The organism is Candidatus Methylomirabilis sp. (assembly GCF_028716865.1).
Taxonomy (GTDB): domain Bacteria; phylum Methylomirabilota; class Methylomirabilia; order Methylomirabilales; family Methylomirabilaceae; genus Methylomirabilis.
This window is the reverse complement of record NZ_JAQUOY010000004.1, coordinates 1-13,852: the sequence shown is the minus strand read 5'-3', so window position 1 is coordinate 13,852 and position 13,852 is coordinate 1. Positions and strand designations below refer to the sequence as shown.

The following is a 13,852-nucleotide window of genomic DNA, read 5'->3' as shown; positions in this document are numbered from 1 at the left end:
GATAAAGATGAGTCAAGTCGAGATGAATAATAATCCCACGCCCTTCTCTTGTCAAGGTAAAATGGGTTGACTTCAAGCAGCGTTTTGTGAGGCAATCTTGTGGGACACCTTATCGGAAGCGTCTCTAAAGGTAGGTCACATCAGTGACGGGTGGAGCATCTCCTCCTCTTCCCAGGAGTCCAGGGGATCGCGTTCGTCCCACTTGTAGGGAAGCTGGACGAGAGTGCCCTGAGTGGTCGCCGTCTCCAGGACATGGAGCGTGTCGAGCAGGATCCGGGTCTGCCCCTCCGGGTCGAAAGGCTTGCCCGCCTGGTGACCGAGGGGAAAGTTTACGAAGACGGCGCGGGGCGGTTTGACGGAGGAGGTGATATCGAGGGCAGCGGAGAGCATGACGGTGGGAATGCCGGCCTCCTCGATCGCGCGGGCGAACAGTCCCACGGACTGGTGGCACAATTGTCAGACTGGGACCAGGAAGGCCGCATCGACGCCCATGTCCCGCAGGCGAACGATGAGATGCGGCGCCATCTCTTTCTGAAGCCTGGTCCGCGTGAAGATCCGACCCATGAAGGTGAAGGCCGGTGAGGCCAGCTCACCAATGAGACCTTGAGCCTCTAATTCCCTAAACCGCTCAAGGGGGAAGATGGTGTTAAGGTCTTTGACGTCCCGCGCGTTCCTGGAGTAGTGGGAGATTCGGAGGTCGGCCAGATCGGCCGTTTTCGGGATCTCCTTGAAGGTCAGGTCGTTCTTGATAGGATTGAACGGCTCCTGCGGGGGGCGGTAAATCCCCCCGGAGCTGATCAGGGCGATCCGACAGTTCCGGACCGGCTTGACCATCGGCGCCCAGGGACTCGTCAGATTGACCGTCCACTGGTAAGGCGGCTCGTTCGGGTAGAGCCGCCGAATCTGTTCGATATACGGGACCGGTGCCATACCCCTTCCCGCTCTATCCCTTGCTGAGGATCAGTTCTCCGCGAGCCGCATCGACCCTCACGGTGTCGCCTTCGGTAAACTCATGCTCCAGCAGCCGACGGGCCAGCGGGTCCTGCAGCGCTCGCTGAATGGCTCGCCTGAGCGGCCGCGCCCCAAAGACCGGATCGTACCCTTCTTTGGCGAGGAACTCTTTGGCCTGATCGGTCACCTCAAGCGTCAGTTTTCGCTCAACAAGTCGCTTCTCCACCCGCTTGAGCTGGATCTCCACGATCGCTTTGATCTGGGCCAGCGAGAGGGTGTGAAAGATCAACATCTCATCAACGCGGTTGAGGAACTCCGGCCGGAAATTGGCCCTTACGGCCTCCATTACTCGTCGTCGCATCTCCTCGTCATCACGGCCGCCCAGCTCCTGAATCGCCTGGCTGCCTAGGTTGCTGGTCATGATAATGATCACGTTCTTGAAGTCCACGGTCCGCCCCTGGCCATCGGTCAGACGGCCGTCGTCCAGGATCTGCAGCAGAATATTGAAGACGTCGCTGTGGGCCTTTTCGATCTCATCCAGGAGCAGGACGGAGTATGGGCGACGCCGGACCGCCTCGGTGAGCTGGCCCCCTTCCTCGAACCCCACATACCCTGGCGGCGCGCCAATCAGGCGGGAGACCGTGTGTTTCTCCATGTACTCGCTCATGTCCAGGCGGACCATCGCGCGCTCGTCGTCGAACAGGAACTCGGCCAGCGCCCTGGCCAGCTCGGTCTTCCCTACCCCCGTCGGTCCCAGGAAGATGAATGATCCGATCGGCCGATTCGGATCCTGGAGCCCCGAGCGGGCGCGGCGAATGGCATCGCTTACCGCGGTGATCGCCTCATACTGCCCCACCACCCGCTCCCTGAGTTTCTCTTCCATGGTCAGGAGCTTCTGTGTCTCCCCCTCCAACATCCTGGAGACCGGAATCCCGGTCCACTTGGAGACGACTTCAGCGATATCTTCCTCATCGACCTCCTCCTTGAGCAGGGCGCCGTCCTGCTGGACCTGCTCGAGGCCGCGTTTTTCTGATTCCATCTCTTTCTGGAGAGACGCAATCAGGCCGTAGCGGAGCTCGGCGACCTTCCCCAGCTCTCCCTGCCGTTCGGCCATCTGCTCCTGGAGTTTCGCCGCCTCAATTCGCTCCTTGAGGCTCCTGATCCGCTGGATGAATCCCTTCTCCTGTTCCCAGCGGGCTTTGAGCCCTTCTTCTTTCGTCCGAATCTCCGTGAGCTCATCTGCCAGACGCGCAAGGCGCTCCTGCGACTCCGAATCGGCCTCCTTCTTCAGGGCCTCGCGTTCGATCTCGAGCTGTCGGGCTCGCCGACTGAACTCGTCCAGCTCTGTCGGCATACTGTCGATCTCCATCCGGAGACGTGACGCCGCCTCATCGATCAGGTCGATCGCCTTATCCGGCAGGAACCGGTCGGCGATGTACCGGTTGCTGAGGACTGCGGCAGACACCAGCGCCGAGTCCTTGATCCGGACGCCGTGGTGGACCTCGTACCGCTCTTTCAGGCCACGGAGGATCGAGATGGTATCCTCAACTGACGGCTCGCCGACCAGAACCGGTTGGAAGCGCCGCTCAAGCGCGGCATCCTTCTCTACCCGCTTGCGGTATTCGTCCAACGTCGTGGCCCCCACGCACCGAAGCTCACCCCGAGCCAGCGCAGGCTTGAGCATGTTCGAGGCGTCTACGGCCCCTTCGGCAGCACCGGCCCCGACGAGCGTATGCAATTCATCGATGAACAGGACGATCTGCCCCTCCTGTTCAGTAACCTCACGCAGGACCGCCTTCAGCCGGTCCTCAAACTCTCCACGGTACTTGCTTCCGGCCACAAGCGCGCCGATGTCCAGCGCGAGGACGCGCTTGTTCTTCAGTGATTCCGGCACATCCCCGCTGACAATTCGCTGCGCCAGCCCTTCCACGATGGCGGTCTTACCTACGCCAGGCTCGCCGATCAGGACCGGGTTGTTCTTGGTCCGGCGCGCCAGGACCTGGATCACCCGGCGGATTTCATCGTCTCGACCGATGACCGGGTCCAACTTCCCTTTTCTGGCCAGATCGGTCAGATTGCGGGCATATCGTTCCAGCGCCTGATACTTCTCCTCCGGGGTCTGGTCGGTCACGCGCTGGCTGCCCCGGATCTCCTGCAAGGCCGCGTAAATTCTGTCTCTGGTGATTCCAGCCTCGCGCAGGACCTTCCCGACAGCACCGCCGCCCTCGTCAGAGATCGCCAGGAGCAGATGCTCGGTGCTGACATACTCGTCCTTCAGGCGTTCCGCCTCGGACAGCGCCCCGTTTAACACCTTTTCCAGGCGGGGCGTGATGTGAACCTGGCCCTGGGCCACGCCCGAGACCTTGGGTAACCGCCTCAGCTCCTCCGTGAGTCGTGAGGCGATCTGGCCGGGATTGGCCCCCATCTTTCTCAGGATCGGCTGAACCACGCCTTCCGCCTGATCGACGAGCGCCAGCAACAGGTGCTCAACCTCAATCGCCTGATGCTCCCGCTCCTCGGCCAGCTTCTGGGCCTGCTGGATCGCCTCCTGCGCCTTAAAGGTGAATTTATCAAACCGCATAAAGGCCATACGCCCTCCTTATCACGCGTACCGCCAAGGACTGAGCGCAACTGAGCTTTTCAGGCTAGGCTGAACCGGTCCGATCCCTCTCCATCTGGCCTTGGACCTGTCGGCGATTGATCTCAATTTCGCCATGCAAGGAGGCACCCTCGGCGGCGGCGATGCTGCCGGTCTTCACGTTACCCGTGACGCTGCCGGTTGGCAGGAGGTCGACCCGTCCGCTGGCGATCAGATTGCCCTTCACGTGGCCGCCAACACGAATGTTGGTCGCAGCGATGTCGGCCTCCACTTGGGCCGACTCTCCGATCACAACCGTTCCCACAAGATCAATAGTCCCGTGAAACCCACCCATGAGCTGGACATCCCCTTCGCCGGTCAGATCTCCGCGAATCTGGATCTTCTCGCCGACGACAAAAGTGCTCGTCGACATCTCCATCATAGGAGCCGGCCGTGTCGTCGGCTCCGGGCTGGTCGGTTCCAGCGCCCCCCAAATCTTGTCCAACATCCCTCGTTTCTCTTGCATAACGTGTCCCTCCATCCATATACGGTGTACGGTTTAACCCTCTCGCAGAGACCGAACCTTGGGAGCCTGATGATCAGAAGGTGGCCTCGACCGGAACGGACGAATCACTCCCGCCTTTCAGCCAGCCGGTGAGACCGGCGCTCACCGGCTGCACGAGATAATTGAGCAGCTTCTCATATTCAGACAGGACCTCTTTCGCATCAGCGCGAGAATGCCACCACCCTTCCGGATCAAAGGTGTCGTAGCGGGTGGGCCGGCTGATAATTGTAATCTTCCCGCCGGAGGCGCGGGCCAGAATCTTGCTTGCCCGTGTTGAATGCGATCTATTCGTAACAAGGATAACTGTTTCTATCCGGTGCTTTTTGAGAAAGCGTGTGAGGTAGACCATCTCGCTCTCGGTACTGTCGGCCCGTTCATCGACCTGGAGGACGACGGTAGTGGGAATTCGCATCGCCTTGAGGACCATCCATTGGATATCCCGCTCTTCCGGAACGGTAATGCCCAGCCGTGCCAGCGCTTCGTATCCTGGCGGTAAGAGTTGATGGGTCAGGACGATCCTGGGGGCATAGCCGTCCTGATAGAGCCTGACAGCTTCGAGCGTCCGAGCAACGCCTCCGTCTCCTGCCAGGACCGCGATCACCCCGGCCTTTTGTAGACGATCCTCCGTGATCAGGTAGCGACCCATGGCTCTCAGGAGGAATGGATGGCCGACATAGAGCAGAAGGCCCAGGAGCGGAAAAACGATCAGCCACCGGATCAGTCTTCCCATCAACGCAACCGCTCACGATCGCCATTCTCCCTGGGTAAAGGCGAGCGCTGTAAATGGGAAGGCTTACGAAAGACTCGACGAAGATAGGTCTGCAGCCGCAACCACAGGCGGCCCACAGGGGACTGAGCCAGGCGCTCCAACCTCTGCAGACGGCTCAGGAGGAGGCGGTGAGCCTCCTCCACCTCCTCCGCCAGCTCCTGCTTCCAGGCGCGAGAGACCATCGGCCCAGTGAGCCCCCTGACACTAACGGCATAGTCCAGCGCCAGTTGAGTCAACCGATTGTCTCCAATACGCTGTAGGGCGAGACGAAACTCCAGATCATCCTTCTTGGGGACATGATCGGCATCGCTCTCCTGCAGTTTGGTTTCGAGTCGGCCAAGCATCTTTCGGACTACGGCCAGTTCCCGAATCAGCGCGTCTCCCTGCTCCGAATGACCCCGATCGAACGCGGTCATCACCACCCTTCCCATGCAATCGCATGGCATGTCCCCCTATGACAATTGCTTGCCAGGCCGAGGATAGTATGCTATGGAAGCTTAGTCAACCTCATTTCAAAACCTCAGAAAAGGTATCAGACCACCTGCCAGCGCTGGGTTCACACAAGCCTCTGGGTGGATATGTAACTATGACGACCTCCTCCTCGAAGGCCAGCCTTTTCGATCCCTCCTCGCTCGCTGCCCTCAGGGTATCGGACACGATCGGCGAGATTGTCCGCTACCAAGCGGAACACCGTATGGATGAGGCCTGGTGCTATCTGCTCCGTGGCCTCGACCCCGGTGAGCCGGTTCGATTCGGCATGCTGTACCAGGAGGCCGAGCGGGTGGCAGCGCTCCTTCAGGAACTCGGGGTTCGGTCGGGCGACCGGGTTCTCATCATGCTCCCCACCGGCCGACCGATCCTTCAAGCCCTCTTCGGTGCCTGGCTGGCGGGTGCTGTGGCCGTCCCCACGTACCCACCCCTTCTGCTCCCGAAAGGCCTGCTGCACACACTGGCTGCGGCAACCGCTACCCGCACGTATGCCCCCGCCAAGTGGGTGATCGACCGGCTCCTACAACAGCCTTCAGCCCAACGCTGGCGACAGGGGAAGAAGGCGGGGCGACCTCTCATGGCGATGCTGGAAGGGTTTCAACGCCTCAGTCGTTACGTGGACCAGCAGGTCCACGTCTGCCAGACCGCGCGGCCTGCCGTAGTAATCGCCGAACGAGATTTCGCTCCCGTATGTCAGACTGCCGCCAGGTTTCTCCCTGAAGCGCCGGCGTTTGTGGCCGCGTCCGACCTCCTGCGAGGAACCGCAAAGCTACGGACGCCGAGCCTCGACGCGAGCGCCACGGCGCTGATACAGTTCACATCGGGATCAACCGGCGTCCAGAAGGGTGTGATGCTCAGTCATCGAGCGCTCTTGGCCAACATCAGGGCGTTCGGGAAAACGGTCCAGCCGAGGCCTGACGACAAGGTCGTGTCCTGGTTGCCGCTCTACCACGATATGGGGCTCATCGGGGTCACGCTGGGGTCCTTTGCGCTCGGTCTAGAAGCTTACCTGATGTCGCCCACCGACTTCACCCGCGATCCCATCCGCTGGATCTGGGCGCTCCATCAGTTCAGGGCGACGATCTCGGTCGCAAACAACTCTGCTGTCGGACGACTCGCGAGAATGTGCCGGATTGCCCCCAGACGGTTTGAGCACCATCCGACCTATGGACAAGGGAGCCGCCTTGACCTCTCCCACCTTCGGATCCTGATGAACGGCGCGGAGCCGGTGACGGTGCAGGCGATGGAAGCGTTCCAACGCGAGTTCGGCCGGTTCGGTCTCCGTCGGGAAGCGTTGTCGCCGGTCTATGGGCTGGCCGAGATGGCGCTCGCCGTCTCCTTCCCGGACCTCGCAGGCCCCTATCAGGTCTGCCGCGAGCGGGGCGAGGAGTGGGTGTCTGTGGGGCGGCCACTGACGGGCTTTGAACTCCGAATCATTGATGCCGAAGGTAACCAGCTCCCGTCAGGGCGCCTTGGGGAGATGATTGTTGCAGGACCAAGCCTTATGGATGGCTATTTTGGGGACCCGGAGGCCACCGCACAGGTGATTCGAGAGCGAGACGGGCGACGGTGGCTGTATACCGGCGATGAGGGGATGATCGACGCAGCAGGAGAGCTGTACATCACCGGCAGGCTGAAAGAAACGGTGATCAAGGGTGGCCGCAACTACGCCCCGGCCCACCTGGAAGAGGTGATCGAAACCGTTGAGGGGGTCAAACCTGGTCGGAGCGTTGTCTTCGGCGTGACCGACGTCAGATCCGGAACCCAGCGTGTCGTAGCCGTTGTCGAGCTTGCCGACCCACACTGCCATGAGCCGCTCAGGGACATCTTGATGCGGGAGATCCGTTCTCGAGTGGATGACGTCTATCGACCGGCAGGCGGGACGGTTCTCGACCAGGTGCTGCTGGTCGCGCCGGGAACTCTCAGTAAGACCACCAGCGGCAAACGGATGCGGCTCGACGCCAGGGAACGGTTCCTCCGGGGCGAATTCGGTTGAACCGTGAGGAGTAAGTGATGGGATTTCTCATCCGACTTTTTCTCAATGCGCTGGCCCTCCTCATCGTGTCGACCGTCATTCCAGGCATCGAGGTGCGGGGGGTCCTACCTGCATTGGCTGCCGCCTTTTTTCTCGGCGTGATTAATGCCTTTGTACGACCCGTCATCATGATCTTGACGCTTCCACTCACGATCATGACACTGGGGCTTTTTATCCCGTTGCTCAACGCAGCCCTGCTGAAACTCGTCTCGCTGATGATCTCCGGGTTCGAGGTGCACGGCTTCTGGTCTGCGGTATTCGGGGCAATCCTGCTAAGCCTGATCAGTGGTCTCTTAAATCTCTTTGTGAACGACCGTGGCCGGGTCGAGGTAATTGCTCATCGCTAAAGGATCTCGCAACCAGCCCTTCCCACGTGGCCGGAACTATGCTATAAAGTACCGGCCTTTCCTTCACCGTCCCCATCGTCTAGCCGGCCCAGGACGCGGCCCTTTCAAGGCCGAAACACGGGTTCGAATCCCGTTGGGGACGCCACACGCTCTCCGCCCTCTCGCGCGACCAAACGGCACCTGGATATGGAAGAAGCGCCGAATCGGTTCACGGGGTTAGAGGGCTGTCCCTGCCGGTGGACTCTGCAGGCGTTGCTGCAACTGAAGCAGCGCAAACACGTTTGGATGAACCTTCAATCCCTTTTGCTTCAGCGCATGAAGATGATCGCTCAAGGTCGTTGGATCGAAGTGACCGGGCAGGATCTCACGATCGAAAAGCTCCCGCATTTCACCCGTGATCGCTCTGAGCCGTAACCACCCACGCAGGTAATACGCCGTGAGGCCTGTTATCATAAGAACCAAAACCCACGCCCCAATGGAATGCATGGTTGAAATGTGCGAGAAGAGCGCATAGATGATACTCAACACCCAAATGGCGACAATCCCAGCGTAAACGATCCACGGCCCAACCCGCGGGAATGTGCGAACCCAAAATCCGTCCGGCTGCAAGCCGGTCCGAGTAAACCGCTGCAGGGGAGCGTATTCAGAATTCAGCAAGTGAAAGAGAAGCTGCTTATTGCAATCGAGACTGTGAAGCTCCGGCGACTCCAGGTACGATCGAACCAGTTCCTCAATCTTCTGGCTTTCGCGTAGATACAGAAACTGACAGCCGCGAAACTCTTCGATCTCTTTGCTGAATACGTGATAATCCATAGAGGCTCCCTGATTCTTTTCGCTCGCGTTACTCTGTAGAAAGATACCCACTCCTGACAGACCCGGCCTAACAACGGCTGGTGTGCGTCCCTTCTAACACAGGCCCCCTGAAGCGTCAAGGGATACGACGACCAACCGAACACTTCACTTGCTACAAATGCCGGACATCTTGAATTGTTACTGACACTCAATATTTCAAAAAGGGACATGCAAGTGCGGATTGGCAGTTATGGACATGGATGAAGAATACATGAGAACTTTTCGAAAAGTCCTCGGAAAGACTCGGCCGTTGTGAAAAGAGTAGAAACCAATAGGCTGACAGTCAAGGGAGGCTATTGGCGATTTCCGGGAGTGGGAGTCAGCACGAAGGCTCGACTGCTGGTCTAGTCGAGCTATAAAGGAATCTTGCGTAATGCGCAGTTGTTCGACTTAATAGTTGCGGGGGCAGGATTTGAACCTGCGACCTTTGGGTTATGAGCCCAACGAGCTACCAGACTGCTCCACCCCGCGAAGACATATTAGGTAAGGCACGCCTGAGTGTCAAGCCTTTTCTCGGTGCTTACGGTTGCCAGCAAGCCACAGGCGGCCGAGATGTCTCGGCCGCGGCTCTCGCGGATGGTGGCCAGGATACCGGCTGACTTCAGGATGCGTTGAAAGGCCTCGACGTGCTCCTGGGAAGGTCGCCGGAACAGGATGGTAGGGGCCTCATTCAAGGGCAGGAGGTTGATCTTGCACCGAAGACCGCGTAAAAGCCTTACGAGTTCTCGGGCGTCCTCCGATCGGTCGTTTACCCCATCGATGAGCACATACTCAAAGGTGAGACGGCGGCGAGGCGGAAGCGGATACGCCCTGAGCGCGGTCATTAACACTTTGAGGGGATAGCGCCGGTTGATCGGGACCAGGCGGTCGCGAAGCTCATCGGTGGCCGCGTGAAGTGATACGGCCAGGTTCACCCCAAGTCCACTTTGGCCAAGGCGCACGATCTCCGGGACCAGGCCGACGGTGGAGAGCGTGATCCGGCGAGGAGGATACGCAAGGCCCAGGGGGTGCGCCAGAATTGTGAGCGCCTTCACCGTGGCGTCGTAATTGTGGAGCGGTTCCCCCATCCCCATCAACACGAGGTTACCGATCCGCTCTCCCGGCTGAAGATCCTGCTGGAGCACGAGTACCTGATCGACGATCTCGCCCGCCTGCAAGTGCCGGACAAAACCCATGTGTCCAGTCAGGCAAAAGGCGCAGGCCAGAGCACACCCTACCTGGGTGGAGAGGCACGCGGTCAACCGTCTCTCATCGGGAATCAGTACCGTCTCGATCGCTTGTCCGTCCGTACAGCCACACAGGTATTTCCGCGTGCCGTCCCGGGACACCTCTCTGCCAAGGTGTACGAGGGCGCCAATCGAGGCCCGCTCGGCCAGCCTCGCGCGTAACGCGATCGGCAGATCGGTCATCTCCGCGAAGGCACTTGCGCCGTGCCCGTAGATCCAGTGGAAGAGCTGGCGGCCGCGGTAGGCCGACTCGCCGTGGTCGGCAACAAAGCGCTCCATCTCCTCTAGACTCAGTCCTTTGAGGTCGATCTTATTGAGCACTTTCTTGCTCGCGGGAGGGAAGGGGGTACACCGAGACTACTGGCTGAGCTGTTTGAGCTGACGCATCGCCTCGGCGGCCATCTCGCTCGTGGGGCTCACCTCCACCACCTTTTGAAATGCCTGTCGCGCCCGGTCTTTCTCTCCAGCCGACAGGTAGGCAAAGCCCAGGCTCTGATGTGCAGTGGCGAGGTCCGGTATCTGTTTTACGGCCAGCGTCAGTTCGGCGATCGCCAGTTCCGATCGTCCTTGCGTCAGATAGAGGGCGCCTAGCCGATTATGGGCCTCAGCGAAATCAGGGACCACGTCTAATGCCAGCTTGAACTCCCCGATCGCGTCGGCAACCCGACCCTGGACCACATAGACATTCCCAAGATTCAGGTGCGCCTGCTCAGGGGTCAGGTAGGCGGGATTTGATAGCGCAAGCGTGAAAGCCTTAATGGCCTGATCGTACTCGGCCCGCTGGACATAGGCCGAACCGAGATTATTGTAGGCATCAGAAAATTTCGGATCGAGTTCGATAGCCCGTTGGAGGGAGGCGATGGCCGGATCTGGCCTACGATCCACCAGGTACGCCAATCCCAGGGCGTTGTGATACGCCGGATTGTCCGAGGTGTTCCCAATCGCCTGGCTGAACTCTGCAATGGCCTGTTTGACGTCCCCACTGGCCAGGCGTGCGATGCCAATATTATAATGGCTATCGGCCTTTTCCCGCTCCGCTGCTATCTGCTCTGTGGCGCAGGCGGCGAGCAGGCAGCCCAGAAGAACGATGGCGACCGGACCCCGCATCATCCCACCCTCCTGATCTGATAGCGCCTCACCATCGCGTCGTGCTCTCGTAGCGTATTTGAGAAGGCATGCGTCCCGTCATTTTTCGATACAAAGTACAGATAACGGGAAGAGGCGGGATAAAGGGCGGCGATGATGGAGGCGCGTCCAGGGCTGGCGATCGGACCGGGCGGCAGGCCTCGGTGCAGATATGTGTTGTACGGCGAGGGCGCCTGCAGATTCGCTTTGGTGAGCTTACCGCTAAACCGCGAGAGACTGTAGAGCACCGTCGGATCGGATTGCAACGGCATCCCCAGTCGTAGCCTGTTATGGAACACCGATGAGATGAGCGGCCGTTCTTCGTCCACCATCGCTTCTCGTTCGATCAAGGACGCGATGGTTACCACCTCTGCAACTGACATCTTGAGCGCGCTGGCGCGCGCCCGTTCTGCAGGCCCGAAGATCTCGGTAAACCGCTGAACCATCCGCCCAATCATCGCCTCCTCGCTCAGCCCCTTGACGAGACGATAGGTATCGGGAAAAAGGTATCCTTCAAGCGACGTACCATCCACTCTGTACTGGGCCAACAACCGACGGTCCCGCACGAGGCCCATAAACCGCTCCTGATCGATCAGTCCTCTTGCTTGAAGCATCTCGGCAATCTGCCGAGCAGCGAAGCCCTCGGGAATCGTCACCTGATGGACGAGCCCTTTCCCTTGTTCGAGCCGCCGGACCACCTCAAGCAGGGTGAGACCGGGGGCAAACTCATATTCTCCGGCAAGCAGGCGCCGTTGCGTGCCACGCGCGACAGCAACAGCCAGGAAGGCAAAACGACTGCGGATCACATGTGCTTCTTTCAGTGTCCTCGCGATATCGAAAGCTCTCGTCTGCGGTCTGATGACAACGGCCCGCGTGGCCTCGTGCGTAGCCGGCGCCGGCCCGCTCAGGACGTACCATAAGGCACCTCCTCCCACCAGCAGGCAGAGGCAGAGGACAAGCGCCCGCGGCGGCAGCGGAGGTGAGGAGAGTGTCGTGCTCACAAGGAACGCTCCTGCTGGCGATGGTAGCGATCCAAGAAACCCTGCAGGATAAGGACAGCAGCCATCTGATCGACGTGCCGCTTCCGTTTGGCCCGCGACAGGTCGGCCTCGATCAGTAACCGTTCAGCCGCCCTGCTGGTCAGTCGCTCGTCCCACATCGTCGCCTTTACCGCCCCACCCTCTTCCAGCCGCCTGGCAAACGCAAGGGCCTGCTCGGCCGCTGGGCCGAGGGAGCCGTTCATATTCTTCGGCAGGCCGACGACCACTTCAAGCACACCATACTGCTCAATAAGCCCTCGAATGGCACGGATGGCCTCTTCCTCTGAGGACGGTTCGAGTGATGGCAGAGGCTGGGCTGTGAGCCCCAGCTCATCGCTCACGGCCACCCCGATCCGCCGCGTCCCAAAATCGATCCCCAAGTATCGCGTCACTGCTCGCTGACTCTCCCCTTGACCTCTCAGAAAAACCAGTCACAATGATCGGTATGCCACAGACAACCGGACGTCGACTTCTCTCCCTCTACCGCCATCTCTTTCGACATTTTGGACCACAGCGCTGGTGGCCGGCTCGCTCCCGGTTTGAGGTCATCGTCGGCGCCATCTTGACTCAGAATACCGCTTGGACCAATGTTGAGAAGGCGATCGCGGCGATACGGATCGCACGGCTACTCAACCCCCGCGGGATCGATGCCGCGCCACAGGAGTCGCTCGCAAGGCTCATCCGATCGGCAGGTTATTATAACATGAAGGCTGGACGCCTGAAACAGTTCACGCGCTTCTTACTGACGCGTTACAACGGGAGCGTGCAGCGGATGTTTCGGACGGAGTTGACCGAATTGCGCAAGGAGTTGCTGGGAATTTCAGGGATTGGCGAGGAGACGGCCGACTCGATCCTGCTGTATGCAGGCGATCGACCGATCTTTGTCGTAGACGCCTACACCCGCCGGGTGCTGGAACGGCACGGGCTGATTGCGGCGAATACTTCCTATACTGGGATCCAGCGCCTCTTCATGACACACCTGTCGGCCGACTCGGCGCTCTTCAATGAATATCACGCCCTACTGGTGGCTGTCGGCAAGACCTATTGCCGGAAAATAGCCCGCTGCGAGGGTTGCCCCCTCCGGTACGACCTGCCGAACGGATCACCGCTTCTGCCGTAGCCACAGCAGGTTATAGCCTTCTATGAAGGCGTTCACTGAGGCGACGATAATATCGGGGGAGGTCCCGATGGCGACGATCCGGTTCCCTTCGGCGTCCTTCATGACAATGGTGGTCTCGACTGAGGCGTCGGTCCCTGGCGAGTTGATCTGTACATTATAGTCGATCAACTCAAAGGAGAGCTTACCCCTAGTCAAGGCGGCCTGTTTCAGGGCATTGATGACCGCATCCACCGGCCCGACGCCCACGGCGGTCGCCTCGACCTTCTCCCCCTCGAACAGGACCCACACAGCCGCCTCCGCCTGGCCATGAAGCGACGTCGAGACCCTGAAATCCTCTACCGTGAGGATGAGCTTGTGGACCGAAAGCCCCTTGAGCACATTCTCCACGATATACTGAAGGTCCGCCTTGGTGATCGGCTTCCCCTTCTTCACAAACTCCTCGATCAACGACCGCACCTTGCCCCCGTACTCCGCAGTAAGCTTAACCCCGAACTCCTGCCGCACCCTCGTGGCGACCTCGGCCACCGACGGGACTTGCTCAAACAGGTTCTTATCGCCGTTCTTGGCCCCGGCGGCCCGGATCTCATAGAGTCGCAGCTTCAGGAACTTTTCGACCTCCTGCAATGAAGGATCGATCGTGGCCGGCGACGGCAGGACTCGCAGCGCCGCCTTAGGATCCTTGAGCCCGTTCCCTGTGGCGAGGCAGACCACGACCTCGTCCGCCCTCACGCGCCCGCTGGTGAGCAGCGGCGTGA

15 protein-coding genes and 2 tRNA genes are annotated in these 13,852 nt (G+C 59.9%); 4 read left to right on the top strand and 13 right to left on the bottom strand.

Features of this window, described 5'->3' with window-relative positions:
• Nucleotides 1-135: 135 nt before the first annotated feature.
• From PHV01_RS02695 to PHV01_RS02670, 6 genes are all read right to left on the bottom strand, one after another.
• Nucleotides 136-438 (bottom strand): hypothetical protein, encoded by a 303-nt coding sequence (locus PHV01_RS02695; protein ID WP_337289607.1) that lies wholly within the window; start codon nt 436-438, stop codon nt 136-138.
• Between the two features lie 18 nt (nt 439-456).
• Nucleotides 457-930 (bottom strand): glycine/sarcosine/betaine reductase selenoprotein B family protein, encoded by a 474-nt coding sequence (locus PHV01_RS02690; RefSeq protein ID WP_337289606.1) that lies wholly within the window; start codon nt 928-930, stop codon nt 457-459.
• A gap of 13 nt (nt 931-943) precedes the next feature.
• Nucleotides 944-3,532: an ATP-dependent chaperone ClpB gene (gene clpB / locus PHV01_RS02685; protein ID WP_337289719.1), complete on the bottom strand. Its 2,589-nt coding sequence runs from the start codon at nt 3,530-3,532 to the stop codon at nt 944-946.
• A 64-nt stretch (nt 3,533-3,596) separates the two neighbouring features.
• Nucleotides 3,597-4,055, bottom strand: a complete 459-nt coding sequence (locus tag PHV01_RS02680) for a polymer-forming cytoskeletal protein (RefSeq protein ID WP_337289605.1) — start codon at nt 4,053-4,055, stop codon at nt 3,597-3,599.
• A gap of 73 nt (nt 4,056-4,128) precedes the next feature.
• Nucleotides 4,129-4,824 carry a YdcF family protein gene (locus PHV01_RS02675; protein WP_337289604.1) on the bottom strand — a complete coding sequence of 232 codons (696 nt, stop codon included), beginning with the start codon at nt 4,822-4,824 and terminating at the stop codon, nt 4,129-4,131.
• Nucleotides 4,824-5,294: a hypothetical protein gene (locus tag PHV01_RS02670; RefSeq protein WP_337289603.1), complete on the bottom strand. Its 471-nt coding sequence runs from the start codon at nt 5,292-5,294 to the stop codon at nt 4,824-4,826. The genes PHV01_RS02675 and PHV01_RS02670 overlap by 1 nt, the downstream gene beginning before the upstream one ends.
• 155 nt (nt 5,295-5,449) lie before the next feature.
• Between PHV01_RS02670 and PHV01_RS02665 the strand changes: the two genes are divergently transcribed.
• The 3 genes from PHV01_RS02665 (at nt 5,450) to PHV01_RS02655 (ending at nt 7,879) form a co-directional block, all read left to right on the top strand.
• Nucleotides 5,450-7,348 (top strand): AMP-binding protein, encoded by a 1,899-nt coding sequence (locus PHV01_RS02665; protein WP_337289602.1) that lies wholly within the window; start codon nt 5,450-5,452, stop codon nt 7,346-7,348.
• A gap of 17 nt (nt 7,349-7,365) precedes the next feature.
• On the top strand, nt 7,366-7,734 hold the full coding sequence (locus PHV01_RS02660; protein ID WP_337289601.1) for a phage holin family protein: 369 nt from the start codon (nt 7,366-7,368) through the stop codon (nt 7,732-7,734).
• 68 nt (nt 7,735-7,802) lie between these two features.
• A tRNA-Glu gene (locus PHV01_RS02655) sits at nt 7,803-7,879 on the top strand.
• A gap of 71 nt (nt 7,880-7,950) precedes the next feature.
• Here the strand turns inward: PHV01_RS02655 and PHV01_RS02650 are convergent.
• The 6 genes from PHV01_RS02650 to ruvX all read right to left on the bottom strand — a co-directional run bounded on the left by PHV01_RS02650 (nt 7,951) and on the right by ruvX (nt 12,369).
• A complete protein-coding gene (locus PHV01_RS02650; protein ID WP_337289600.1) occupies nt 7,951-8,547 on the bottom strand; it encodes a hypothetical protein in 597 nt (198 codons plus the stop codon).
• Between the two features lie 436 nt (nt 8,548-8,983).
• Nucleotides 8,984-9,057: transfer RNA gene (locus PHV01_RS02645), tRNA-Met, on the bottom strand.
• 8 nt (nt 9,058-9,065) lie between these two features.
• Nucleotides 9,066-10,133, bottom strand: a complete 1,068-nt coding sequence (gene rlmN, locus PHV01_RS02640) for a 23S rRNA (adenine(2503)-C(2))-methyltransferase RlmN (protein ID WP_337289599.1) — start codon at nt 10,131-10,133, stop codon at nt 9,066-9,068.
• Between the two features lie 36 nt (nt 10,134-10,169).
• A complete protein-coding gene (locus tag PHV01_RS02635; protein ID WP_337289598.1) occupies nt 10,170-10,922 on the bottom strand; it encodes a tetratricopeptide repeat protein in 753 nt (250 codons plus the stop codon).
• Nucleotides 10,919-11,938 (bottom strand): endolytic transglycosylase MltG, encoded by a 1,020-nt coding sequence (mltG, locus tag PHV01_RS02630; protein WP_337289597.1) that lies wholly within the window; start codon nt 11,936-11,938, stop codon nt 10,919-10,921. Before mltG ends, PHV01_RS02635 begins: the two co-directional genes overlap by 4 nt.
• Nucleotides 11,935-12,369, bottom strand: a complete 435-nt coding sequence (gene ruvX, locus PHV01_RS02625; RefSeq protein ID WP_337289596.1) for a Holliday junction resolvase RuvX — start codon at nt 12,367-12,369, stop codon at nt 11,935-11,937. Before ruvX ends, mltG begins: the two co-directional genes overlap by 4 nt.
• A gap of 53 nt (nt 12,370-12,422) precedes the next feature.
• Between ruvX and PHV01_RS02620 the strand changes: the two genes are divergently transcribed.
• Nucleotides 12,423-13,097, top strand: a complete 675-nt coding sequence (locus PHV01_RS02620) for an endonuclease III domain-containing protein (RefSeq protein WP_337289595.1) — start codon at nt 12,423-12,425, stop codon at nt 13,095-13,097.
• On the opposite strand, the gene PHV01_RS02615 is transcribed toward PHV01_RS02620, so the two are convergent.
• The coding region (locus tag PHV01_RS02615) for an alpha-isopropylmalate synthase regulatory domain-containing protein (RefSeq protein ID WP_337289594.1) at nt 13,080-13,852 on the bottom strand (773 nt) is incomplete at its 5' end. The genes PHV01_RS02620 and PHV01_RS02615 overlap by 18 nt on opposite strands.

What these genes read in the sequence shown, in the direction of transcription:
- PHV01_RS02690 (WP_337289606.1), bottom strand. Translation starts at nt 930, where the DNA reads ATGGCACCGGTCCCGTATATCGAACAGATTCGGCGGCTCTACCCGAAC.
- clpB (WP_337289719.1), bottom strand. Translation starts at nt 3,532, where the DNA reads ATGCGGTTTGATAAATTCACCTTTAAGGCGCAGGAGGCGATCCAGCAG.
- PHV01_RS02680 (WP_337289605.1), bottom strand. Translation starts at nt 4,055, where the DNA reads ATGCAAGAGAAACGAGGGATGTTGGACAAGATTTGGGGGGCGCTGGAA.
- PHV01_RS02675 (WP_337289604.1), bottom strand. Translation starts at nt 4,824, where the DNA reads ATGGGAAGACTGATCCGGTGGCTGATCGTTTTTCCGCTCCTGGGCCTT.
- PHV01_RS02670 (WP_337289603.1), bottom strand. Translation starts at nt 5,294, where the DNA reads ATGGGAAGGGTGGTGATGACCGCGTTCGATCGGGGTCATTCGGAGCAG.
- PHV01_RS02665 (WP_337289602.1), top strand. Translation starts at nt 5,450, where the DNA reads ATGACGACCTCCTCCTCGAAGGCCAGCCTTTTCGATCCCTCCTCGCTC.
- PHV01_RS02660 (WP_337289601.1), top strand. Translation starts at nt 7,366, where the DNA reads ATGGGATTTCTCATCCGACTTTTTCTCAATGCGCTGGCCCTCCTCATC.
- PHV01_RS02650 (WP_337289600.1), bottom strand. Translation starts at nt 8,547, where the DNA reads ATGGATTATCACGTATTCAGCAAAGAGATCGAAGAGTTTCGCGGCTGT.
- PHV01_RS02635 (WP_337289598.1), bottom strand. Translation starts at nt 10,922, where the DNA reads ATGATGCGGGGTCCGGTCGCCATCGTTCTTCTGGGCTGCCTGCTCGCC.
- PHV01_RS02620 (WP_337289595.1), top strand. Translation starts at nt 12,423, where the DNA reads ATGCCACAGACAACCGGACGTCGACTTCTCTCCCTCTACCGCCATCTC.